The organism is Paenibacillus shenyangensis, assembly GCF_000346635.1.
Lineage (GTDB): Bacteria > Bacillota > Bacilli > Paenibacillales > Paenibacillaceae > Saccharibacillus > Saccharibacillus dauci.
The window spans coordinates 92438-115761 of record NZ_AOIG01000006.1; the positions used below are offsets into that span (position 1 = coordinate 92438).

Annotated in this window: 14 protein-coding genes; all 14 read right to left on the minus strand. The window is 48.9% G+C overall.

The window, feature by feature from the left end:
- Positions 1 to 101 precede the first annotated feature (101 nt).
- The 14 genes from H065_RS0104590 to hrcA all read right to left on the minus strand — a co-directional run bounded on the left by H065_RS0104590 (position 102) and on the right by hrcA (position 23023).
- Positions 102 to 1289: an exonuclease SbcCD subunit D gene (locus tag H065_RS0104590; protein ID WP_017811843.1), complete on the minus strand. Its 1188-nt coding sequence runs from the start codon at positions 1287 to 1289 to the stop codon at positions 102 to 104.
- A 275-nt stretch (positions 1290 to 1564) separates the two neighbouring features.
- On the minus strand, positions 1565 to 5569 hold the full coding sequence (gene addA, locus H065_RS0104595; protein WP_017811844.1) for a helicase-exonuclease AddAB subunit AddA: 4005 nt from the start codon (positions 5567 to 5569) through the stop codon (positions 1565 to 1567).
- Complete coding sequence (gene addB, locus H065_RS0104600) at positions 5562 to 9083, minus strand: helicase-exonuclease AddAB subunit AddB (RefSeq protein WP_017811845.1); 3522 nt, start codon at positions 9081 to 9083, stop codon at positions 5562 to 5564. Before addB ends, addA begins: the two co-directional genes overlap by 8 nt.
- 274 nt (positions 9084 to 9357) lie before the next feature.
- Positions 9358 to 10728 carry a class I SAM-dependent rRNA methyltransferase gene (locus H065_RS0104605; protein WP_017811846.1) on the minus strand — a complete coding sequence of 457 codons (1371 nt, stop codon included), beginning with the start codon at positions 10726 to 10728 and terminating at the stop codon, positions 9358 to 9360.
- Positions 10729 to 10902: 174 nt separating this feature from the next.
- On the minus strand, positions 10903 to 12249 hold the full coding sequence (mtaB, locus tag H065_RS0104610; RefSeq protein WP_017811847.1) for a tRNA (N(6)-L-threonylcarbamoyladenosine(37)-C(2))-methylthiotransferase MtaB: 1347 nt from the start codon (positions 12247 to 12249) through the stop codon (positions 10903 to 10905).
- A 3-nt stretch (positions 12250 to 12252) separates the two neighbouring features.
- Positions 12253 to 13023 (minus strand): 16S rRNA (uracil(1498)-N(3))-methyltransferase, encoded by a 771-nt coding sequence (locus H065_RS0104615; RefSeq protein ID WP_017811848.1) that lies wholly within the window; start codon positions 13021 to 13023, stop codon positions 12253 to 12255.
- Positions 13024 to 13510: 487 nt separating this feature from the next.
- The gene (gene ahpF / locus H065_RS0104620) at positions 13511 to 15040 is read right to left on the minus strand and encodes an alkyl hydroperoxide reductase subunit F (RefSeq protein WP_017811849.1); all 1530 of its coding nucleotides are present in this window, start codon (positions 15038 to 15040) and stop codon (positions 13511 to 13513) included.
- A 39-nt stretch (positions 15041 to 15079) separates the two neighbouring features.
- Entirely contained in the window at positions 15080 to 15643 is a 564-nt protein-coding gene (ahpC, locus tag H065_RS0104625) for an alkyl hydroperoxide reductase subunit C (RefSeq protein ID WP_017811850.1), read from the minus strand.
- A gap of 411 nt (positions 15644 to 16054) precedes the next feature.
- A complete protein-coding gene (locus tag H065_RS0104630) occupies positions 16055 to 16738 on the minus strand; it encodes a site-2 protease family protein (protein WP_017811851.1) in 684 nt (227 codons plus the stop codon).
- Positions 16739 to 16741: 3 nt separating this feature from the next.
- Positions 16742 to 17719 (minus strand): 50S ribosomal protein L11 methyltransferase, encoded by a 978-nt coding sequence (prmA, locus tag H065_RS0104635; protein ID WP_017811852.1) that lies wholly within the window; start codon positions 17717 to 17719, stop codon positions 16742 to 16744.
- 165 nt (positions 17720 to 17884) lie between these two features.
- A complete protein-coding gene (gene dnaJ, locus H065_RS0104640; RefSeq protein ID WP_017811853.1) occupies positions 17885 to 19006 on the minus strand; it encodes a molecular chaperone DnaJ in 1122 nt (373 codons plus the stop codon).
- 262 nt (positions 19007 to 19268) lie between these two features.
- Positions 19269 to 21101: a molecular chaperone DnaK gene (gene dnaK, locus H065_RS0104645; RefSeq protein ID WP_017811854.1), complete on the minus strand. Its 1833-nt coding sequence runs from the start codon at positions 21099 to 21101 to the stop codon at positions 19269 to 19271.
- 192 nt (positions 21102 to 21293) lie between these two features.
- A complete protein-coding gene (gene grpE / locus H065_RS0104650; RefSeq protein WP_017811855.1) occupies positions 21294 to 21893 on the minus strand; it encodes a nucleotide exchange factor GrpE in 600 nt (199 codons plus the stop codon).
- A gap of 98 nt (positions 21894 to 21991) precedes the next feature.
- Entirely contained in the window at positions 21992 to 23023 is a 1032-nt protein-coding gene (gene hrcA / locus H065_RS0104655) for a heat-inducible transcriptional repressor HrcA (protein ID WP_017811856.1), read from the minus strand.
- Positions 23024 to 23324 lie beyond the last annotated feature (301 nt).

Here is a 23324-nt window from a genome sequence, read left to right on the forward strand (position 1 = left end):
GGATCGATCCAGCCCGAATCTCGGCTGTTTTGTCCATCTACAAAGATGATAATGAATTCGTTTGTGTATTTGGTTTGTGTATTTGTTGTACTCACTTCATATTATTCATTCTGATCCTGATTCAATTGTTCCAGCGTATCTTCAGCATCAATCAGTTCCAGGAACAGCTCAACCAGTCGATCTTCCGGAACAGCTCCACCGGTCTGACGTTCATAAAATTTACGGAACAATTCATGTACCGGCAGCTGCGAGCGTTCACTGAACTGCTCCTGCATCTCGGTCTCCGGGTACACCGGGCGAATATTCACGATTCCTCCGCAGGCTTTGCGCAAATTCTGAATATCGCTCATCGCCAGTGCTTCCTGTAAGGAGATCTCCAGATCGATAAAAGCATTAGGGTCTCTGCCTTCTTCGAGCCACTGATAGACTTCGGTCAAACCACCTTTGGCTTTCCAGCGTACCAACGGGCGGCCGCTCGTCAGAAAAATCTCTTCCATTTGCGGAATACCACCAGGCTGTATATCCAGCATGGTAATAGATTTGGCCTGTCCGGATTCGGAGAAACTGTAAGCGAGCGGAGAACCGCTATAGCGAATCATGCCTTCTCCTTTCACTGCCTGAGCACGATGTAAATGACCCAGGGCCGTGTATTGTGCTCCAGTATACAGTGCTGACGGATCTACCGTATAGGCACCACCCACCTGAATCGGACGCTCCGAATCGGTCTCTACCCCACCCAGTACATACACATGGCTCATCGCCAGATTAACGGTATCCGGGCGGAATCCTGCCGACAGCTGTTTCATCAGCAGACCTACTCGTTCACTGTAAGCACGCCGGATCAGATTCTCTTCATTGTCGTCTGTGAGCAGTTCATTCAACCGGGCTTCGGATGGATAAGAGAGCGGCGCAATAACAGCGGTCTCGGATGTACGCGGAATATGAATCTGTATTCCTTCTGATACCGGGACACCTAATAAGTGAATCCCCCGGCCACGAACGAGCGGCGTCGCCGATGAGATTCGTTCCGGCTGATCATGATTGCCTGCAATAATGACCATTGGACGGCCATTGGCAGTTAATTTGGCTGCCGCTTCATAAAATAGCTGCTCTGCAGCTGCCGGTGGATTGACCGAATCATACACATCACCAGCCATCAGAATAAGATCTGCCTGCTGGTCATCAGCAATCCGGGTTAGTTCTTCCACAAAGGCAATCTGCTCTTCCAGCCGACTGCGGCCCTCCAGGGTTTTGCCAAAATGCCAGTCCGCCGTATGTAAAATACGCATGGGACTCCTCCTCTATATCTATCATCATAACTGCAGGGCTGCCCTTGAACAGGCGGCCCTGACAGTTACGTACTTGGTTATACATGTTGTTGTACATACACCACTTTGTGCAAATAGTGCTGCTTAATGACGTTTGATCATAGTTAATTATACTTTTCTATTTTTACTGACTTTATACTATTGACTTTATATTGCTGTCCCTATCTCTTCATAACTGATTCTGATCAGGACAACAGTGATCGGCACACGGAAAATGAGCATATATAGTAGACTTATTATTTGTCTCCATCTAGTCTAACTGCTGTTGCACCGTCAAAGAAGTAAAGCCATAACTCATCCACCTGCTGTCCAAGCGATTCCTGAACAGCCTGTGCATATAATTCCAGCTGAAGACGATACCGTTGTTCCAAGGATGTCAGACCACCTTCATGAGCTACGATGCGATCAGTTTTGTAATCGATGAGAATAGTTCGTCCATTTTCACGGAACAAACAATCAACGATCCCCTGGGTAAGCATAATATCGTTCTGTTCATTTACAGGAATACCGTAGCTGAAAGCCATCTCGCGTCTGACCCATTCCGAACGGATAAGACGCTGCCCAAGTTCGCTTGTGAAGAAAGCAGTAATATCCACCGTTTTTATAGCCTTGGCTTCCGGCTGCGTCAAAATCTGCAGTTCCACCAGTTGTTCTCTAACCTGATCTACCAGCGCTGCATCAACCGGACCTGCATGCAGAGGAATACGCTGCATCATCGTATGATAAGCTGTTCCCCGTTCCGCGCCACTCAAGCCGCGTTTCTCCATAAACTTGGGACGTTGCAGCTTGAGTGTACCGTCATGATACAGACTGGATGGCGATGTCTGGTTGTAGGTCGTCATGTCTTCTACTGTATCGTTATTGGCCGCTTCCCTCGGCTGAGATAAAGATGTAGACAAAGCTGTATGGTCAGATTCTGCATTATGGTTGGGAAAGGAATTCAGCAGTGGCTGCAGATTCCAGATGCCTTCCCATAGATCGGCATCTGGAGCATCCTCGGTTGCCAGCTGTCTTTTTAGCTCACTGATCGTAGTTTTAGCCGGAGTATGCACAGCATTCTCATAAGGATACTGCCATGACAGACGATCATAAACGATCCTTTGCCAATCCTCTGTATCTGTATCTGTATGCAAATGGTCGTGGATTTGTGATAGTGTTACTTCGGTTTTTTCCTGGAGTGCCTGCCATTTGGGATCATTCTCGCGTGGACCTGCATAACTCAGTTCATCATTCTCATCCGTGATACGCAGCTCGCGGCTATCTATAATACGAATCTGCCAATCAGATGGATCGGCTACCAGACAATCGGAATAAGGACCTGCTGCTGCTTCATTTCGTTCACGGAATATGGCTGCCGAACGGTGACGCATCATGGCTGGACCGAGCCAATCCAGATAACTGCGTCCACGTGCCAGCAGGTGATCCGGCAGTTCCAGCTGATCCGAATTCTGGATCTGGCTCCAGGCTGAGATTTTCTTATCCAGTCCACGTACCGTGCCGATCATGATCAGCTTGTCCCTTGGACGTGTGAATGCGACATAGAGTACGCGCATCTCTTCTGCCAGCAGTTCGTTGAGCGCCTGTCGGCGGATTGCCAGATTAGGCAGCATCGGATAACTGACCCGAGTATCCTCATCTACAAATTTGGGACCAAACCCAAGTTCTTTATGCATCAGGAAAGAAGCATTCAGATCCTGCATGTTGAACATTTTGGACATGCCAGCAAGGAAAACGACCGGGAATTCCAGCCCTTTACTTTTGTGAATTGTCATAACCCGAATCGCATTCTCCTGCGTTCCTGATACAGCCGATCCCAGATCGCCACCATTATCTTTGAGTCTGCGGATAAAGCGCAGGAAACGGAACAATCCTCGGGATGAGGTGGAACGTTCAAACTGCCGGGCACGATCGTATAGAATCCGCAGGTTGTTCTGCCGCTGGATGCCTCCAGGCAGTCCGCCCAGCCAGTCCACATATCCGGTCTCGCGGTAAATCCGCCAGATCAATTCGCCCAGTTCCTCTTCACGTGCCCGGGCACGCCAATTGGATAATTGCTCTATAAAGCGCAGAAGCTTGCTGTTCCAGCTTCCTGGGTGTTCAGCTGTCTGCTCGGCTGCCAGTAGCATCGCTTCGTAATAAGACAGGTCTTTGCCAAATAGACGGATTGCAGCCAGTTCATCTTCATTCAAGCCGACAATGGGAGAACGCAGTACCGAAGCAAGTGGAATATCCTGCTGCGGATTATCGATAATTTCCAGCAGAGACAACATAATATCCACTTCTACTGCTTCAAAATAACCCTGCTCCAGATCACTGTAAGCAGGAATACCAAGCAGCTGCAGTTCTTCCACGATCATAGGTGCCCATATGGATACTGAACGCAGTAATATAACCATATCCCGGTATTCAGCCGGACGCAGTCCGTCTATACTTTTATCATAAATCATCAGTGGACGCCCATCTGGCGATACCATCTCGCGCACACGTGCTGCGATAGCCTGAGCTTCCAGTCGCGCTGCCTCCAGTTCCGCTTCGTCGGCAGCAGATCCCACAGGCAATTCTGCTGTGTCTTCAGCATCTGCTGTTCGTTCAGCACCCGTCCGATCGATCAGCCAGAACTCCGGTGCATATGCCTGTTCTTCTCCAGGGGGATACTTGGCACCGGCCACCAGTTCAGCTCGCTCGTCATAACGAATCTCCGATACTTTCTCATTCATCACCTGACGGAAAATCATATTAACGGCATCTACGACCTGCTGACGGCTGCGGAAGTTGCGGGACAAATCAATTCGTCGTCCCTCACTCTGCCAGTCTTCTGTGTAAGTATGATACTTTTCCATAAACAATCCCGGCTCAGCCAAACGGAAGCGGTAAATACTCTGCTTCACATCGCCTACCATAAACCGGTTGCCCTGTTCCTGCCGGGAAATCAAACGAATCAGCTGTTCCTGAACCGAGTTGGTATCCTGATATTCATCCAGCATGACTTCCTCGAATCGCTCCTGATACTCCAGGGCGGCTGCAGAAGGCTGTAGATGATCAGGCACCGATGCCGGATCACGCAAAATCTGCAGAGCATAATGCTCCAGATCGGAAAAGTCGACCCAACCGCGGCGTTGTTTCTCCTGCTGGTATTTATTACTGAAGCGAATAACCAGCTCGGCCAGCTCGCTCATTAGCGGAGCCGCTTCACGCAGCTCCTGGGCGAACTCATCCGGTGTACGACCAAAAAAGGACGTTTTCAGATCTGCCAGCGACTTTTTGGCATTCTCCCGTAGCTGCTTGACAGTCTCCTGCAGATTGGGATCAATACCTTCCTTGCGTACTGCTTTGAGCTTGCCGAATCCGGCATTCTGGAAAGTGAGGTACAGCTCTGTCCATGGCTGCTGCATCACAGCGTCCTGCAGCTGATGAATCAATTCCAGATCTTCATTCAGACTGTCTGCATAGGCAGCCGGACCACCCGGCAGACGCGCTGTATCAATTCCTTGCTGCAGTAGTGCTTCCATACCTTCCAGCGAGACCCTGATATCCTGCATGATATAACTCACCCATGGAGTATTCTGCAGTACTGTACCATCGGCAGCTTCAAAATGAGCAGCCGTCTGACGCAGCCAGTGTTCCGGCCATGGATGACTGCGGGCAAAATGATACAGCCGTTCAACCAGTACAATCGCTGCATCATCACTTCGTTCCCCGCCGAACCAATTCATCAGACGATGAAACTGCTTGGAGTCCCGTTCTTCTTCTTCGCCGTACTTTTCTTCAAATAGCTCTTCCAGAATCTCCTGCCGCAGCAGTCTGCTTTCGTTCTCACTGGCAATCCGAAAACCCGGGTCCAGTGGAATCAGTGAATAATAACGACGAATCACTTCCAGACAAAATGAATGCAGGGTTGTAATCGAAGCCTGACCGAGCAGAGCCAATTGACGACGCAATCGTTCATCTTCCGGTCGCTGCAGCACTTCTTTGTCCAGTGCTGCCCGAATCCGTTGACGCATCTCTGTCGCAGCCGCTTTGGTAAAGGTAGCTACAAGCATCCGATCTACATCGAGTGGGTGTGCTGTATCCGTCACCTGACGGATAATCCGCTCGACCAGCACTGCTGTTTTGCCGGAGCCGGCTGCAGCAGCGACGAGCATATTACCGCCACGCAGGGAGATGGCTTTCCACTGGTCTTCGGTCCATGTACTATCTAACGGTCTTGGCATTTCGGGATAATCGGTTGGTCTACTAGTCAATGGAATGATCTCCTTTCTGCGTGCTTTGCTGATTTTGCAGCAGCTCCCACGTTTCATTTTTGTTTGGCTTTTTCAGTATATTATAGGCATTGCCTTTGATCGATTCATCAAACTGGCAGACCGATTTGTAAGCGCAAAATGTGCAAGCTTTTTCCTGTTCCATCCGGTACGGTGTAATATCGGTCTGTCCATCGGTAATACCTGTTCCAATATCACGGGCCGTCTGTCTGACATTACGCAGCAGTTCATCCCACTGATCCGGAGAAGCGACAGCAGAGCTGCTATAGAATCCTCCATCGGTTTTCACAGCTACCGGTAAAATAGCCGAGTATCCTTTGTCCAGCTCCATATCCATCCGGCCAATGACATCACGGTCAGCGAGCAGCAGACCTTTCATTTTGAATTTCTTGAGTAGCTCCTGCTGGGACTGCTGCAGCGTCAGACGATTGCCGGATTGCAGCAGCGGATTATGCACATGGAAATAGAGCGCACCGGCTGGCGAAGCTTTTTGTCCAAGCATATCTTCTGCATGAGTCAACAGTACATCCAGATAAGTCAGCATCTGCAGTGCCAATCCATAATAAACTTCATGCAGCTTCAGATCGGTCTGACTGGACTTATAATCGATAATGCGCACGAGCAGTCCCTGATCGCTCTCTGCCATATCCACGCGGTCAATCTTGCCGACAATTTCCATTGTGCAGCCATTCTCCAGCGTGAACCGCAGCGGCGGCCAATCCCCATTCGGACCAAATACCAGTTCCAGATACCATGGTTCAAAGTCTCCACGACGCGACTGCTCTCCAATAATCACGGAAGCCCTGCTTACAATCTCACGCAGTTTGCGCGTAATATAGCCATATCGCTTGGAACTGAACAGGATTTCGCCCTGCAGCCGCGGCACATGCTTGTCCACAGCAGCTTCAGCAGCCTGCATACATTCTTCGGGGCTGAGATCTCCCCATTTACGGCCCTGACTTTTGAGATCTTTGGCCAGATCGGTCAGAGAAGCATAGAACAGCTTGCTGATATCCGGTGCCTTGAGCCTGTATTCCTGCCGTTCACGCAGCTTAAGTCCACGAGCAGCAAAATGGGCAAACGGACAGGAGACAAATTGCTCCATACCCGAGACGCTTGTTCTCAGTACACTTCCATACAGATGACGACTCGTATCCTCATTCAACTGACGACCACTATTTTCATAAAAGAGTGAGTCAAGCAGCATATGCAGCTGGGGCTGCCATTGTGCCTGTGCTGTATACCAGTTATAGGCATGCCACCATGCCGGCTGCATATGGCTTCCCCTGCTCCAGTCACGCAGCTGTCCAATCAACAGCGGCAGCGTGGTTGCCGGATGACTGATCCGGTCGCTCTCTTGTTCTGCTGACGGATGGTTATGTTGATGCTGCAGAAAAGGGAACAAACTGCGTACCTGGGTAATGACTTCTGATGGCAGCAGTCCTCTACCTTCGTGGTCGGTCTGCGAGTAACTGATCCACAGTTTGTCGCTGGCCATCGTCAGCGTATTGTAAATCAGAAAACGCTCGTCCAGCTGACGGCGCGTAATTCCCGGCGCCAGAGCCAGTCCATCGTCGGACATACTCGTCCGCTCCATCTCATTCAAAATGCCATCGTCTACAAATACAGAAGGAACAATCCCATCATTTACACCCAGTACAAATGCATATCGTATATCCATTGGACGGGTACGATCCATCGAACCGATCAGCACTTGATCCATCGCAGGCGGGATAATACCCAGACGCAGACCGGACAGTCCCGTCTCCAGCAGACCGGCAAATGTGGTCAGATCCAGTTCACCTTCACCCATAATATCTACCATCTGCTCCAGCAGATCCATAATGCTACCGTAGATCTGCACGTGTTCGCGTGCCCGGAGCGGATCGCCTGCCAGGGCAGCACTGCCGCTCATCTGTTCCAGTTGTCCGGCGATATTGCAGTCTTCGATCAATTGATAAAGGGCGATGCACATTTCGGTAGCATGACGTGCTTTTTTGATTTTCTTCTCAAAAGTCATCAGCGGACTGGTGACCAGTTCCCGTGCCTGCTCGATACGCTGGGCAGCCGCACGCTGACTTTCGCTTCGATCTTCTTCATTCTCCACATGAATGCCCGGAATATTCCGCCATGGGCGTCCATCCGTCCAGCGTGACCCATGAATACCAGTCGCCAGTACTGCATTTTCGAGTCGGTCGAGATCTTCCGTACTGACACGGCCGTCATCCGGAACCAGCATGCCTGTTTTGATGCAGCGGAATACATCTTCATATCGCCAGTGATACATCACAATATCCAGCGCCGAACGCAGGAATTCTGCCAGCGGATGATGCAGAACACCACGTCTTTTATCCATAAAATAGGGAATATCATAATCCTGCATCAATGGCTCGATCATCGATTCATAATCGTCCAGTGTACGAACGAATAATGCCATATCACGCCAGCGTGCACCTTTTTCGCGGGCGAGTCGTACCATCTCGCGCAGAGCCGCTTCTATTTCCGAACGGCGATCCAGTGCGCTGTGAATCGCAATATCCTGTTCCCGAGTGCTCTCATCAGCACCAGAAGGACGCCACACTCTCCGGTGACGATATCCATATTCCAGATGGGCCAGTTGGGAACTGCCGCGAAAACGAACCGGTATACTATCGGGAGATGCCGACAGATTCTCGATCGATGGCAGAGCAGCTCCGTCCAGCGCTTCTGCCAGCTGAGACAGTTTGCGATACGTTAGCGCGGTCGGATGGAACAGCTCCATCTCCTGGGGTGGCTCCTGATCATAGGTACGATCCAGTGTAAGGGTGATTGTTACCGATACCGCTTTTTCCAGCAGGGCTGCGATTACTGCATATTCCTGTGGACTGAAGCTATGGAACCCATCGATCCATACTTCTACATTATTGAGAGTTTCCGATTGCGGAATAGCCGCGGCCAGATCAGTCAGTGTATCGTCACGATCCACATATAGTCCTGCCAATCCCTGCTCGTACTCCTGGTAAATGCGCTGGAGATCATGAAGCTTGTCACTTAGTAGCGGCGAGCGCTGTGCTCCCGGCTGCTGTACATAGCGTGCCAGTTCTTCCGAAGTCAGCGCATGATGCTTGAACTCGGTGTATAACTCACTTAGTTTACCGATAAATCCAAACTGATCACTGGATGCTCCAAATAACCGGAGTTCCGGCTGATGAGCATGAATCAGCTTGTATAGCAGCATTTTTTTACCTTCGTCTCCGATAGGCGTGCGTGCCGATCCACCGGTCTCCCGAAGGATCCACTCGGCAAAATGGCGGAAACCATACGTATGTGCCCGCACATTTCCCCGTAGCTCCGGCGTACGGATCAGTGCATACTGCGCTTGGAATGACGCCTGCTCCGGTACCAGTAGCAGAATAGGTGGACCATCCGGCTGCTCCTTGATCTGGTCGATAATTCGCTGAATAATTGTGGTCGTCTTGCCGCTACCGGAACGACCGAGCATAAACTTGAGTGGCATCAAATCACCTTCATTCCTGCAAAATAAAATCTATATTCAAACCTGTACGTATACTCGTTGAAAACCTCAACAAAAAAAGAACACTTGTTCCTATATCTATCTTATTAAGAGTAATACAATTCGGTGGGAAATTCAATCCTGTTCACCAATATGCAGTCTTCATATGTAAATCCCCTCTGCCTGCAATACACGATATAGTGTGTCTCGGAAGAGGGGATTATGAGATCAATCATTCATCTTGGTTGAAGACTGCCGATCTTGATCCAATTATAATTTAAAAGTTTTTGCTGCGTACTTCAAAGATCGCAAATTTCAGATAATGACCTTCGTTGACGCCAAGAATCTGTGGATGATCCTTGCCGGCTGCTCGCCATTCTACCAGACGCAGTACCTTGCCGGCATCTTTGGCTGCATCCTGGATCGTCTCCAGGAACAGATCAGGACGCATATGGTAAGAACAGCTCGCCGTTACCAGATAACCACCCTCGTTAACAAGCTTCATGCCATGCAGGTTAATATCTTTATACCCACGAACGGCGCCGGGTACCGCACTTTTGGTTTTGGCAAAAGCAGGCGGGTCCAAAATGACCACATCCCAGCTCCTTCCGCCACCAGCTGTCATCGGCTTGGACGTATCCTGTCCCGAATCGGCAGCTGCACGCTGATTGCGTTCTTCCAGTCCCTTGGCATTGCTGCGCAGATAGTCAAACGCATCATCAACTACAAATTCCACCCGCTCTTCGAATCCGTTCAGGCGTACATTTTCACGTGCACTCTCGATCGCATGAGCCGAAATATCGAGACAGGTTACTTTTTTGGCTCCGTATTTACATGCATTCAGTGTGAAGCTGCCGGTGTGGGAAAAGCATTCCAGCACCGTAGCGCCGTCCCAATAAGGGAAATCGACGACTTTGCCTTTGCGGTTAACAGGCAGCATTGCCTGCTCCCCATCCTGTTCCACCTCGGTCAGCTGAATACCGCTGCGTTCGCCCCAGCCCAGCATCAGTGGTGCAATCGAAGCGCGGTTCTCCCGCTGGTCGAAGAAATAGCCGGTTTTCTGACCTTCTTCAATATCGACCTTGATCAGCAGTCCGTTCTCGGATACCGTCACATGACGCGGGCACTCTCCGTACATTACACCTTTGACTTCTTCCAGTCCTTCCAGTTTGCGTACCGATACATCACTGCGTTCGTAGATACCGGCAGGCTGCATCACCTGTACCAGCGCATCGATAATCTGCTGACGACGACGATCCATACCAAGTGTCAACAGCTGCACAACCAGAATCTCGCCGAATCGGTCTACAATCAATCCTGGCAGAAAATCCGCTTCTCCGTAGACGAGTCGATATGCATTTTCTCCACCCAAAAAGCGTGTCCGATGCTTGAGGCACCATTCAAATCGTTCTGCAAAAAAGGCAGTATCCAGATCTTCCAGTGATTGATGGGATACTACGCGTACAGTAATACGGGATGCCGGATTGTAATAACCGGAAGCCAAAAATTTGCGCTGGTGATTCAAAATGCTGACGATCTGACCGGGTTCCGGCTGACCTTCCACCTCGGCAATCTCGCCTTCAAATACCCATGGATGCCCCTGTTCGAGTCTTTTTTTACGTTTCTGATGCAAAATAATGCTTGCCAATAGTGGTCACTCCCTCATAAAGTCCGTACAGCCCGTCAACTTGCTAATTGGCTGCCGGTTGTGTGTATGCACACAGATGCATGCTTGATCAAAACAAAAGATTTCACCTTAACCGAACGGTAAAGTGAAATCCTTTCGTCGTATCCTGTCTGTTATAAAACGATATAAAAGTTCCTACTGGGCCAGTGGAGTTGGAGTCTGTTCCAATACACGAACCAGTTGACCTTTGCTTGTGTTGACACCGGGTTCGGTAAGTTTTACGCGGCACAGCTTGCCTACCAGATCCTCAGATCCTTCAAAAGCGATCTGCAAATAGTTGTCGCTGTAGCCGGCAATCATGCCTTCACCGTATAATCCTTTGTCGTTGTTCTCAGGAATTATATCCAGTACATGACCTACAAATTTCTCGGCATAGGACAGCTGCATCTGCTCGGACAGATCGATCAGCTGATGTACACGATCATTCTTCACTTCTTCATCCACCTGATCTTCCATTCGTGCAGCCGGTGTGCCGGTACGTTTGGAATAAGGGAACACGTGCATCTCGGAGAATCCGATCGACTTCATCATCTCGTAGCCATTTTGGAACATTTCTTCGGTCTCACCGGGGAAGCCTACAATCACATCGGTTGTAATGGCTACATCTGGCATCGACTGGCGAATGCGGCGGATTTTCTCTGCATATTCCGCTACAGTGTATTTGCGACGCATCCGTTTCAGAACGTTATCGTCGCCTGCTTGCAGCGGGATATGGAAATGACGGCACATTTTCGAGGAGCGATTCAGTACATCCAGCACTTTCTCGTCAATCTGGCTGGCTTCGATCGAACTGATGCGGATACGCTCCAGTCCTTCGACCCGGTCCAGATCCCAAAGCAGATCGGCCAGATCATAATCTTCCAGATCATCTCCGTAACCGCCGGTATGAATCCCGGTCAGCACAATTTCTTTATAGCCTGCTGCTACCAGTTGATGCGCCTGGGCAATTACACTGCTCGCTGCGCGGCTGCGGGATAACCCGCGAGACCATGGAATAATGCAAAATGTGCAGAAGTTATTGCAGCCTTCCTGGATTTTGAGGAAAGCACGAGTATGATTGGCAAAGTCCGGTACATCCAGTTCTTCGAATTCGCGTGTCTTCATAATATTGCGTACAGCATTGATCGGCTGACGCTCGCTCTGCAGGGTACGAATATGATCCATCAGCTTGTCGCGATCCTGGGTACCTACCACCAGATCGACCCCTTCAATATCCAGAATCTCGGCCGGGGACGTCTGTGCATAGCAGCCGGTAACCGCGATAACGGCATCCGGGTTGCGGCGTACCGCACGACGGATAATCTGACGGCTTTTTTTGTCTCCGGTATTGGTTACGGTACAGGTATTAATCACATATACATCCGCAGTCTGTTCTTCAAAATCGACCTGGTCATAGCCTTCATTTTTGAACAGCTGCCATATGGCTTCAGTATCATAAAAGTTGACTTTACAGCCCAACGTGTAAAACGCTACAGATGGCATAAGTTAAATTCCTCCCATTTCTCCGGTTTCATACATAATGCACGCCAGCGCTGTCATCGCCGCTGTCTCTGTGCGAAGAATGCGTCTGCCAAGTCCAGTAGGTACAGCACCATGCTGCTCGGCAGCCTCCACTTCCTGTTCGGCAAATCCGCCTTCCGGTCCGACTACAATCAGCACTTGCGCTGCGGTATCCGGCTTCTGCTGCAATCCGGCAGCAAATGGCTGAACCACATCGCGCAGCTGGCTGCCATTTTCCTTTTCATAACAAAAACAGATAAGGTCATACTGCGCAAACGTCGCCAGCAGCTGCTTCCAGCTAAGTGGCTGACCGATCTGCGGAATACGACTGCGATGGCTCTGCTCTGCAGCTTCCTTGGCAATTTTGCTCCAGCGCTGGATACGCTTCTCTTCTTTGCGTGAATCGTATTGCACGACTGTACGCTCTGACAAAAAAGGAACAAACGCTGCAGCTCCAAGCTCCGTACATTTCTGGATCACGGTCTCCATTTTGTCGCCTTTGGGCAGACTCTGGGCAATCGTAACCTGTACGGTTGTTTCGGACAGCTGCTCCAACCGTTCCACAATGCGTGCCGTAACGACACCTTCATCCATACTGCTGATCTCGGCCAGTACATCCAATTGGTTGCCGTCACAAGCAATCAGCTTATCGCCTTCTTGTGAACGCATTACTCTTATAATATGCCGCGCATCATCACCCGTGATCGTTACTTCATGCTCACTGAACTGCTGTGCCGGTACAAAATATCGCTGCATCACTCATCCACTTTCTGTATGACATTTTCGTACTATAATGGTGTAGCTAATTGGTGTACCCTCGATTGGTATCCGGTATAACATTTGTGCTATCTTATACAGCCTGCTTCATCACTACAATAGATACGGTATACGTTCTCCGAATGACATTCAAATAGCCCGGTCTGTATAGACAAGCCGGACTTCTCAAGGCCATACAGCACCCTATTGGAGTGAAATACCTGAATCCCTATCATACAACTTTTGGACAGTGAGGGCTAGGGTCTCAGTTCAAATTGTACACCGGAATCCTTTTACCATGCCACTTTGGCACCGGGATGAAAATAGTTCAGATCCGAATCAAGAAAAAAACTCCCTTTCCTGCACCGGATGATCCGTGTACGGAAAAGGGAGTTTTTGAAGTTGCATTTGTACTTCCAACCACTAATAAAAGCAAGGAGCATAACAGCGGGTTATCTTTTGCCAGATTAGCGGTTGTCTGTATCGATTAGTTGCGGATCATGTAATCAAATGCGCCCAGTGCTGCGGTAGCACCGGAGCCCATGGAGATGATGATCTGCTTGTAGGCACTGTCTGTGCAGTCGCCGGCAGCGAATACGCCAGGCAGGCTGGTTGCACCGTGTTTGTCTACGACGATTTCGCCCATGCGAGTCAGTTCGAGTGTATCTTTCAGCCAGTCGGTGTTAGGCACCAGACCGATTTGAACGAATACGCCCTGCAGTTTCACATGCTGCTCTTCCATCGTGTCACGATCGATATAGGTAATACCGTTAACCGTATCGTCACCAGTGATTTCTTTGGTTTGCGCGTTTTTGATAACCGTTACATTCGGCAGGCTATACAGACGATCCTGCAGAACCGAATCGGCTTTTAGTTCCGAAGCAAATTCAAGAACAGTAACGTGCTTAACGATACCAGCGAGGTCGATCGCTGCTTCGATACCTGAGTTACCACCGCCGATGACAGCTACATGCTTGCCTTCGAACAGCGGACCGTCACAGTGAGGGCAGTACGCTACGCCTTTGTTTTTGAATTCTTCTTCACCTGGTACGCCGATATTGCGCCAGCGTGCGCCGGTGGACAGAATAACGGTTTTACTTTTCAGTACCGCACCGTTTTCCAGTTCTACTTCAACCAGGTCTTTTTTCTCAAGACGCTTGGCACGCAGGGAAGGCATAATATCTACGCCGTATTCCTTCACATGTTCTTCCAGGCTGGCTGCGAGTTTTGGACCTTCAGTATATTTCACACTGATAAAGTTCTCGATACCGACTGTATCCATCACCTGACCGCCAAAGCGCTCGGCTACAAGACCAGTACGGATACCTTTACGTGCTGCATAGATCGCTGCGCTGGAGCCGGAAGGACCGCCACCAACTACAAGCACATCATACGGAGCTTTCTCGGACAGTTCATCTGCATCCGGGCCTGCGCCCAGTTTGGACAGAATATCCTGCAGGGACATGCGTCCACTGCCGAACGGCTCGCCATTCAGGAATACGGTAGGCACTGCCATGATATTCTTGCTGTCTACTTCATGCTTGAATGCGCCGCCTTCGATCATCGTATGCTTGACGTTCGGATTCAGTACACTCAGAATGTTCAGCGCCTGAACGACATCCGGACAGTTATGGCAAGTCAGGCTGACATACGATTCAAATGTGTATGGGCCTTTGACTGCTTTTGCCTGAGCGATCAGACTGTCATCTACTTTCGGCGCACGGCCGCTTACCTGAAGCAGGGCCATGACCAGTGAAGTGAACTCGTGACCAAGCGGAACACCGGCAAATATAACACCGGTGTCTTCGCCTACACGGTTTACACTGAAGCTTGGCGTACGTTCCAGTACAGCTGTTTCCACTTGGATGCGCGGCGAAATGGCAGCCAGTTCGTCAAGGAGTGCCAGCGTTTCCTGGGATGTTTTATCACCGCCAGCGCTGACTTTCAGCACGATGTCGCTTTCCAGCATCTGAAGATACTGCGACAATTGGACTTTCATTTCTGCATCTAATACCATTTGCTCATGCTCCTTACTGTTAAATGTTTCAGTTTAAGCTTAGATTTTACCAACCAGATCCAGACTTGGTTTCAGGGTTTCGGCGCCCTCTTTCCATTTTGCAGGGCAAACTTCACCCGGATTGTTGCGAACGTATTGAGCTGCTTTGATTTTGTCTACCAGTGTGCTTGCATCGCGGCCGATACCGTCAGCATTGATTTCAACGGTTTGAACAATGCCTGCTGGGTCGATAATGAATGTACCGCGTTGTGCCAGACCTTCTTCTTCGTCCAGAACGTCGAAGATACGGGAAATGCGCTGGGAAGGATCACCGATCATAATGTATTCGATTTTGCCGATTACATCGGAATGATCATGCCATGCTTTATGTGTGAAATGAGTATCTGTAGATACGGAGTATACTTCTACGCCCAGGTTTTTCAGTGTAGCGTATTGATCTTGCAGATCACCCAGTTCAGTTGGGCATACAAAAGTGAAGTCAGCCGGATAGAAGCATACAACGCTCCATTTACCCTGGAAGTTTTGTTCGGATACATCGATGAACTCACCATTGTGGAAAGCCTTTGCGTTAAAACCATCTACTTTTTTACCGATAAGAGACATAATAAAATTCCTCCTGATTCCAATATTTTTTTGGTTATCCTAAAATGTAATTAGAATAAGTATAATCTGAGAATCATTATCATACTATACACAGGGTCATGTCAAGCGATGTGGGTGACTTCACTTAATCTTCATTTTGGAAAGGAATTTTCTTCCTTTTTATAGGAGATTATTCGTTTTCTTGCCCATTTGAAGAGTTCATGGCACCTTGTGAAAGTTCAATAATTGTTCATATTTATCCTTTTTGATTGCAAAGCATTTTCACGCTTCTTCCTGTTAGTACCCAATAAGAAGAATATTGATCTTCATGAATTTCATGAAAAGCGAAAATACCGCTAACCGGAATAAACTCCAGTCAGCGGTATAAAGTACATATTTATCATACAATCAAGATTGTTTGGTTATTTGGTATCAACCACCAAATAATAGATTACCCAGGGTATAGAAGCTTCCACCCAGCGTATTGGCAAGCTGATACAGAGGTTGAATTGTTACGGCCCGCAGCGGCTGGATAAAGACAAGCAGCAGGAACAGCAGCATGGCCCACTGCTCGACGCGCTGCAGACGTACACTGATGCGCGGAGGCAGCCAATCGGACAGAATGCGATAACCATCCAGTGGCGGCAGCGGGATCAGATTGAAGATAAACAAGAAGCAGTTCATCAGAATCATATATTCCACAAAAGTATAAATGGCAATATCAATCCGGTTATTGGCAAACGAACCGATCAGTCCAAAGTAATTCAGTGCATAGTAGATAATCGCCGTCAGCAGCGCAACCAGCAGATTGCTGACCGGCCCTGCTGCAGATACCAGAATCCCCATCAGACGCGGACGACTGAAGTTCTCCCGGTTCACCGGCACTGGACGTGCCCAGCCAAACCCTGCAATCAGCAACAGAATCATACCGAGCAGATCGATATGAGCAGCCGGATTCAGTGTTACCCGTCCTAACAAACGCGCTGTAGGATCACCAAACTTGTTGGCAACATAGGCATGTGAAAATTCATGTACCGTAAAGCCGATTACGAGTGCCAGCACGTAAAACGGCAAAATATTCAAGGGTACAAATAAAACTTTATTCAGAAAATCCATTCCTTACCTCTTTCTCGCTACAAATGCGATCCAGTCTTCATCACGATGCGCACCTTCCACTACAAAACCGGCAGCTTCCAGTCCCTGACGTACATCGTCTTCTTTGTTTTTATAAATACCGGAAGCGATATAGACACCGCCAGGCTTGAGTGCTTCGTAGACATCATCGATAAAGAGCAGAATAATTTCTGCCAGAATATTGGCTACAACTACCTGTACCGGCAGCGTGACGTTGAGCTTCACATTCAGGCTGTCCGGGTCTGCTTTGAGTACGGACAATAGATCACTCTCATAGACCGTAATGTCCTGCTCCAGCCCGTTCAGGCGCGTATTCTCTCCGGCACTGGATACAGCCACAGGATCGAGATCCAGTGCCAGCACACTTTTTGCTCCCAGCTTCATCGCACCAATCGCCAGAATACCGGAACCTGTACCTACATCAATCACTTCTTCACCGCCATGAATAACGGTCTCCAGTGCGCGCAGACAGAGGGAAGTGGTCGGATGTGTACCCGTACCAAATGCCATACCCGGATCAAGTTCGATAATCTGTTCCTTCGGGCTCTCGGGGGTGTAGTCTTCCCAGGTAGGCTTGATGGTCAGACGTTCCGATACACGAATCGGCTTAAAATACTGCTTCCAGGCATTGGCCCAGTCATCCTCATCCACGGTCTTCACTGAAATGGTCGCCACGCCTGCATCAATACCGAACTCTTTGAGCTGACTGGTGCGTTCACCGATCTCGGCAGCAATAGCATCCATATCGGTCGCTTCGGCAAAATATCCCTGGACGACAGCCAGTCCTTCGGGAATATCATTAAGCGGCATTTCGTACCATTGTCCATAAGATGTGTCGCGCGGCTTGTTCAGTGTACCCGATTCCTCGATCGTTACACCACCTGCGCCTGCTTCATGCAGAAAGTTGGAGATCATCTCCACTGCTTGTTCAGTTGTATGTATAGTCAGTTCATGCCATAACATAGTTTAAGTTCCTCCTGTTTTCGAGCGTACATTACGCTTCATTGTACTACAGATTAACATTATAATTCAAAAGGGTTACGTTTGGGCAAAATAAAGCCCGGTTCCTGATAGAACCGGGACGCTTTATCCTGTTTTATTCATCGATTATATTGATCAAACGCTGGCTTAATCGCCGCGGAATGCTCTTTTTACACGGTCAAAGAAAGATTGCTCGTTCTCATGCGTGTTCTCGCCGCTCAGTGAACCAAACTGACGCAGCAGATCTTTTTGATCGTCGGTCAGGTTACTTGGAGTGACCACGACCACCTTGATATGCTGATCACCCTGTCCGGTACCGCGCAGACGTGGCACACCTTTGCCTTTGAGGCGGAAATAAGTGCCGGTCTGGGTACCTGCAGGTACTTTGATTTTGACTTTCTCGGTCAGCGTCGGTACTTCCACTTCGTCTCCAAGCGCTGCCTGGGTAAATGTAAGCGGAATCTCACAGTAGATATCATCATCTTCACGCTCGAAGAAATCATGCGATTTCACGCGGAATACGATATACAGATCTCCCGGAGGACCTCCACGTACACCGCCTTCTCCTTCGCCATTCACTCTCATCTGTGAACCATCATCCACCCCTGCCGGGATGCGGATATGGATTTTACGTTGCTTTCTTACACGGCCGCTACCGCTGCAATTATTACATTTCTCTTCGATAATGGTACCTGTACCTCCACAGTTGGAACAGCTGCGGCGGTTTACCATACGGCCAAACGGCGTATTTTGTACCACTTCTTCCTGACCGGAACCATGACATACGGAACAGGTCTTCGGCTCGGTACCCGGCTTGGCGCCGGAACCATCACATACATCACAATTCTCGGTACGATTGATGGTAATATCGGTCTCTTTGCCAAAGATGGCTTCCTTGAACTCCAGGTTCATCGTGTACTGCAGATCATTACCACGCTGCGGTGCATTCGGGTTACGCTGTCTGCCACCATTGCCACCAAAGAACATATCAAAGATATCGCCAAATCCGCCGGAAGAGAATCCTCCTCCGCCAAATCCACCCTGATTGGGATCGATGTGTCCATATTGATCATACTGTGCACGTTTGGATGAATCGCTCAGTACATCATAGGCTTCCTTGACTTCCTTAAACTTGCTTTCCGCATCCGGCTCTTTGTTGACGTCCGGGTGATACTGGCGTGCAAGCTTCCGGTAGGATTTTTTAATTTCATCCTCGGAAGCATCTTTGCCTATACCCAGTACCTCATAATAATCGCGCTTATCCGCCATCGGTCCACCTCCACTCCTTTATCGGTTTGCTATTGGTATGCCGGTAGGACACCGGTCTTATTTATCCGTAATATAGCACTCTGTGTGTTATACCATGTTCACATAAAAAATGAAAGTCAAAGCACGGGATGCCCCGGCTTTGACCTTCCCATTTTAAGCACTAGCTGATCGCGCCTGTAATACGCAGCGCTTTGTATACGATATTTTGTGATGCAAACATCGATTTTATTAACAAAAGCGTACTGATTTATTCAGACGACGCTTAGTCTTTTTTGTCTTCGTCTACAACTTCATACTCTGCATCAACGACATTGTCGTTTTTCGGAGCGCCTTCTGCGCCGCCAGCTGCTTGTTCTTCCTGTGCAGCCTGCTCATACAGTTTAACTGCCAGAGCCTGTGCAACAGTGCTCAGCTCTTCTGTAGCTGCTTTGATCGCTTCTACATCTTCGCCTTCAAGCGTGGATTTCAGTTTGTCTTTGGCAGCATTTGCTTTTTCGACTTCACCAGCATCCGCTTTTTCGCCAAGATCTTTGATGGTTTTCTCTACTTGGTAGATCAGCTGGTCGCCGCTGTTTTTAACTTCAACGAGTTCTTTGCGTTTACGGTCTTCTTCAGCGTGCAGCTCAGCATCTTTCATCATTTTCTCTACTTCTTCATCACTCAGACCGCTGGAAGAAGTGATCGTGATTTTTTGGCTCTTGCCTGTACCTTTGTCTGTTGCAGATACGTTAACGATACCGTTGGCATCGATATCGAAGCTAACTTCGATTTGTGGTACGCCGCGTGGTGCAGCAGGGATATCACCCAGCATAAAGCGTCCCAGTGTTTTGTTGCCGGCTGCCATTTCGCGCTCACCTTGCAGAACGTGAATTTCAACGCTAGGCTGGTTATCCGCATACGTGGAGAACACTTGGGATTTACTTGTTGGGATCGTTGTGTTGCGCTCGATCATTTTGGTAAATACGCCACCAGCAGTCTCGATACCGAGGGACAGTGGAGTTACGTCCAGCAGGACTACGTCTTTCACGTCACCAGTCAGTACGCCTGCTTGAACAGCTGCGCCCAGTGCAACAACTTCATCCGGGTTAACGCCTTTGTGAGGCTCTTTACCAGTCAGTTTTTTGATTGCTTCCTGTACAGCAGGAATACGTGTGGAACCACCCACCAGTACGATTTTGTCAATTTCGCTAGCGCTCAGACCGGAGTCTTTGATCGCTTGACGAGTAGGACCGAGTGTACGCTCTACCAGAGTAGCGGACAGCTCTTCGAACTTCGCGCGAGTCAGGTTAACTTCCAAGTGCTGAGGTACGCCGTCTGCAACCGTGATGAATGGCAGAGAGATTGTCGTTGTCAGTACGCCGGACAGTTCTTTTTTCGCTTTTTCAGCTGCGTCTTTGAGACGTTGTACAGCTGCTTTATCTTTGCTCAGGTCAATGCCCTGATCTTTTTTGAATTCACTTACCAGATAGTCGATGATGACTTGGTCAAAGTCGTCACCACCGAGGTGGTTGTCACCACTGGTTGCTTTAACTTCGAAGAATCCATCGCCCAGTTCCAGGATGGAAACGTCAAATGTACCGCCGCCCAGGTCATAGACCAGGATCGTTTGGTCTTCGGATTTCTCCAGACCGTATGCCAGTGCTGCAGCTGTCGGCTCGTTGACGATACGCAGAACTTCCAGACCAGCGATTTTACCAGCATCTTTGGTTGCCTGGCGCTGACTGTCGTTGAAGTAAGCTGGAACCGTGATAACTGCTTGAGTTACTGTTTGTCCGAGGTAAGCTTCTGCATCGGATTTCAGCTTTTGCAGGATCATCGCGGAGATTTCCTGGGAGCTGTAGTTTTTGTCATCGATAGTTTCTTTGTGATCTGTACCCATGTGACGCTTGATGGAGCTGATTGTACGATCAGGGTTCGTGATGGATTGACGTTTTGCTGTTTCACCAACGATACGCTCGCCGTCTTTTTTGAAACCAACTACGGAAGGGGTTGTACGTGCGCCTTCCGGGTTAGGAATAACGACTGCCTCGCCGCCTTCCATTACTGCCACACATGAATTCGTTGTACCAAGGTCGATACCAATTACTCTGCTCATGCTTAATTTCCTCCTTGTAACGTCTATGTTTTTTTGAAAGAATGTTAGATATTTTACTCAAGCAAAATTACTTTTATCGAAGTATAGAAGCTTCGGTGTATAACGCCAGGCACTTGTATACGTTTATAGCACCAAGCGCTTGCTCGCGTTTAACATACCAGCTGCTTGCTTACGCTTGCGAATGCCAAGCGTTTAGCCGCTGACTTTGACCATGGCTGGACGGATAACTTTATCCTTCAGTACATAGCCTTTTTGCAGTTCTTCCACGACGATTCCTTCTTCGTATTCGTCGGACTCTACCTGCATGACTGCCTGATGGAATTCCGGATTGAACGGTTGTCCTACCGCTTCCATTGGAGTCAGACCTGTATTTTTGAGTACGTCGGACAGCTGGCGGAAGATCATGTCTACGCCTTTGGAGAAAGATTCCAGTTCCGGATTTTCCGGCTTGGTTGCCATCGCACGTTCAAAGTTATCAATAACCGGGATCAGTTCAGTAATGAGCTGGGCAGAAGCGTACTTCGCCAGTTCTTCCTTTTCCTTTTGTGTACGGCGACGGAAGTTATCAAAGTCTGCCTGCGCGCGCAAAAGGCGCTGTGTCTGGTCATCTGCATGTGCCTGCACACGCTCCAGCTCAGCACGGGATACTACTTCCTCAGCTGCAAACGTTGTAGTGGAGTCTGCATTTTCTACAGTTTCTTCAGCCACATTGTTGTCTTCAGCCTGGATATCATTCATCATGTCCTGATCTTCCGGGTTGTTGTTTTCTTGAAAGGATTGCTCTTTATTCAAGATTGTTCACCTCCTTATAATAGCTCGTCATTCATTATGATTCATACTACAGCTCCTGATACATTCAAACGATATATGTTAGTCATCAGAGAGAACAATTAACGATACCATTGTTTGAGTATTCGGGTCACATCGTGTGAGAGCATATTCAGAATGCCCATCACTCTTGCATATTCCATGCGTGTAGGTCCCAGTATACCAATAGTACCCAATGATTCGCCATCCAGCTCATAGGTGGCTGTAATCAGACTGCAATTTTCAAAAGCCTGGTGCGCATTTTCTGCACCAATACGTACCTGTATGCCATGGGGAGCAGAAGCTTCTGCCATCAGGCGGGTAAGCGTTGGCGTCTCTTCCAGCAAATCCAGAATACTTTTGACTTTGTCCATGTCCCTGAATTCCGGTTGAATCAGCATATTGGTCGCACCGCTCAGGAAAATCTTCTGTTCCTGTTCGTGATCAAATGCCGAGTTCAGCGTGGACATCATTTCTTCATAATGCTCCAGATGGCGCTGCATCTCTTCGCTGATTTCCGTGAAAATGCGGGTTTTTAATTTATATAAAGGCACGCCTACCAGTCTGCTGTTGAGCAGATTCACCATCTGTTCCAGTTCGGAAGCGGACACGTTCTCGGGAATCCGGATTTTGCGATTCTCGACCTGTCCTGTACTGGTAACCATAATAGCGATAGCTGTCTCATGATCGAGTGGCAGCAGCTGGAAATGACGCAGTGAGGTATGGAATACCTCAGGCCCCAGTAAAATGGAAGTATAGTTGGTCACATTGGACAGCACCATTGCAGCATGCTGCATGAGCTGTTCCGCTGCGGACAGCTTTTCAGCAAAGAAACGCTTCAGTTCCTTGACTTCGGCGGTGTTGACCGCTTCAACCGGGGACAGATGATCCACATAATAACGATATCCCTTTTGGGAAGGAATACGTCCGGCTGAAGTATGCGGCTGTTCCAGGAATCCCAGTTCCTCCAGATCGGCCATTTCATTACGAATGGTCGCGGGGCTGTAATTCACGTCGCCTCTTTTGGATATGCTACGGGACCCGACAGGTTCCGCCGAACGAATGTAATCATCCACAATTGCATTCAGAATCATTTTTTGACGCTCGGTTAACATGAGGCTCCCTCCTTTTTGTATGATATCCATTCCGCGAGGATCAGGGCCATATGCGCCGATGCTGTTTTTCTGATTCAGGGTCCGTTCCAACTACAAATCGGATTCCCCGAACAGAAACAACATAAGGGATATACCGGTTCCTTGTAGAGAAAGATATCCACCTCGTTAGCACTCACTAATGTTGAGTGCTAACGACTAATACAAAAATACCAAACTGCCTCATTTATTGTCAAGTCAGTTTGGCTATTTTACTGTTGTTGTTTTGTAAAATCGTAATACCCGCATACAGAATGACTGCAGC

What these genes read in the sequence shown, in the direction of transcription:
- prmA (WP_017811852.1), bottom strand. Translation starts at nt 17,719, where the DNA reads ATGTTATGGCATGAACTGACTATACATACAACTGAACAAGCAGTGGAG.
- ahpF (WP_017811849.1), bottom strand. Translation starts at nt 15,040, where the DNA reads ATGGTATTAGATGCAGAAATGAAAGTCCAATTGTCGCAGTATCTTCAG.
- dnaK (WP_017811854.1), bottom strand. Translation starts at nt 21,101, where the DNA reads ATGAGCAGAGTAATTGGTATCGACCTTGGTACAACGAATTCATGTGTG.
- H065_RS0104615 (WP_017811848.1), bottom strand. Translation starts at nt 13,023, where the DNA reads ATGCAGCGATATTTTGTACCGGCACAGCAGTTCAGTGAGCATGAAGTA.
- ahpC (WP_017811850.1), bottom strand. Translation starts at nt 15,643, where the DNA reads ATGTCTCTTATCGGTAAAAAAGTAGATGGTTTTAACGCAAAGGCTTTC.
- addB (WP_017811845.1), bottom strand. Translation starts at nt 9,083, where the DNA reads ATGCCACTCAAGTTTATGCTCGGTCGTTCCGGTAGCGGCAAGACGACC.
- H065_RS0104630 (WP_017811851.1), bottom strand. Translation starts at nt 16,738, where the DNA reads ATGGATTTTCTGAATAAAGTTTTATTTGTACCCTTGAATATTTTGCCG.
- hrcA (WP_017811856.1), bottom strand. Translation starts at nt 23,023, where the DNA reads ATGTTAACCGAGCGTCAAAAAATGATTCTGAATGCAATTGTGGATGAT.
- dnaJ (WP_017811853.1), bottom strand. Translation starts at nt 19,006, where the DNA reads ATGGCGGATAAGCGCGATTATTATGAGGTACTGGGTATAGGCAAAGAT.
- mtaB (WP_017811847.1), bottom strand. Translation starts at nt 12,249, where the DNA reads ATGCCATCTGTAGCGTTTTACACGTTGGGCTGTAAAGTCAACTTTTAT.
- H065_RS0104590 (WP_017811843.1), bottom strand. Translation starts at nt 1,289, where the DNA reads ATGCGTATTTTACATACGGCGGACTGGCATTTTGGCAAAACCCTGGAG.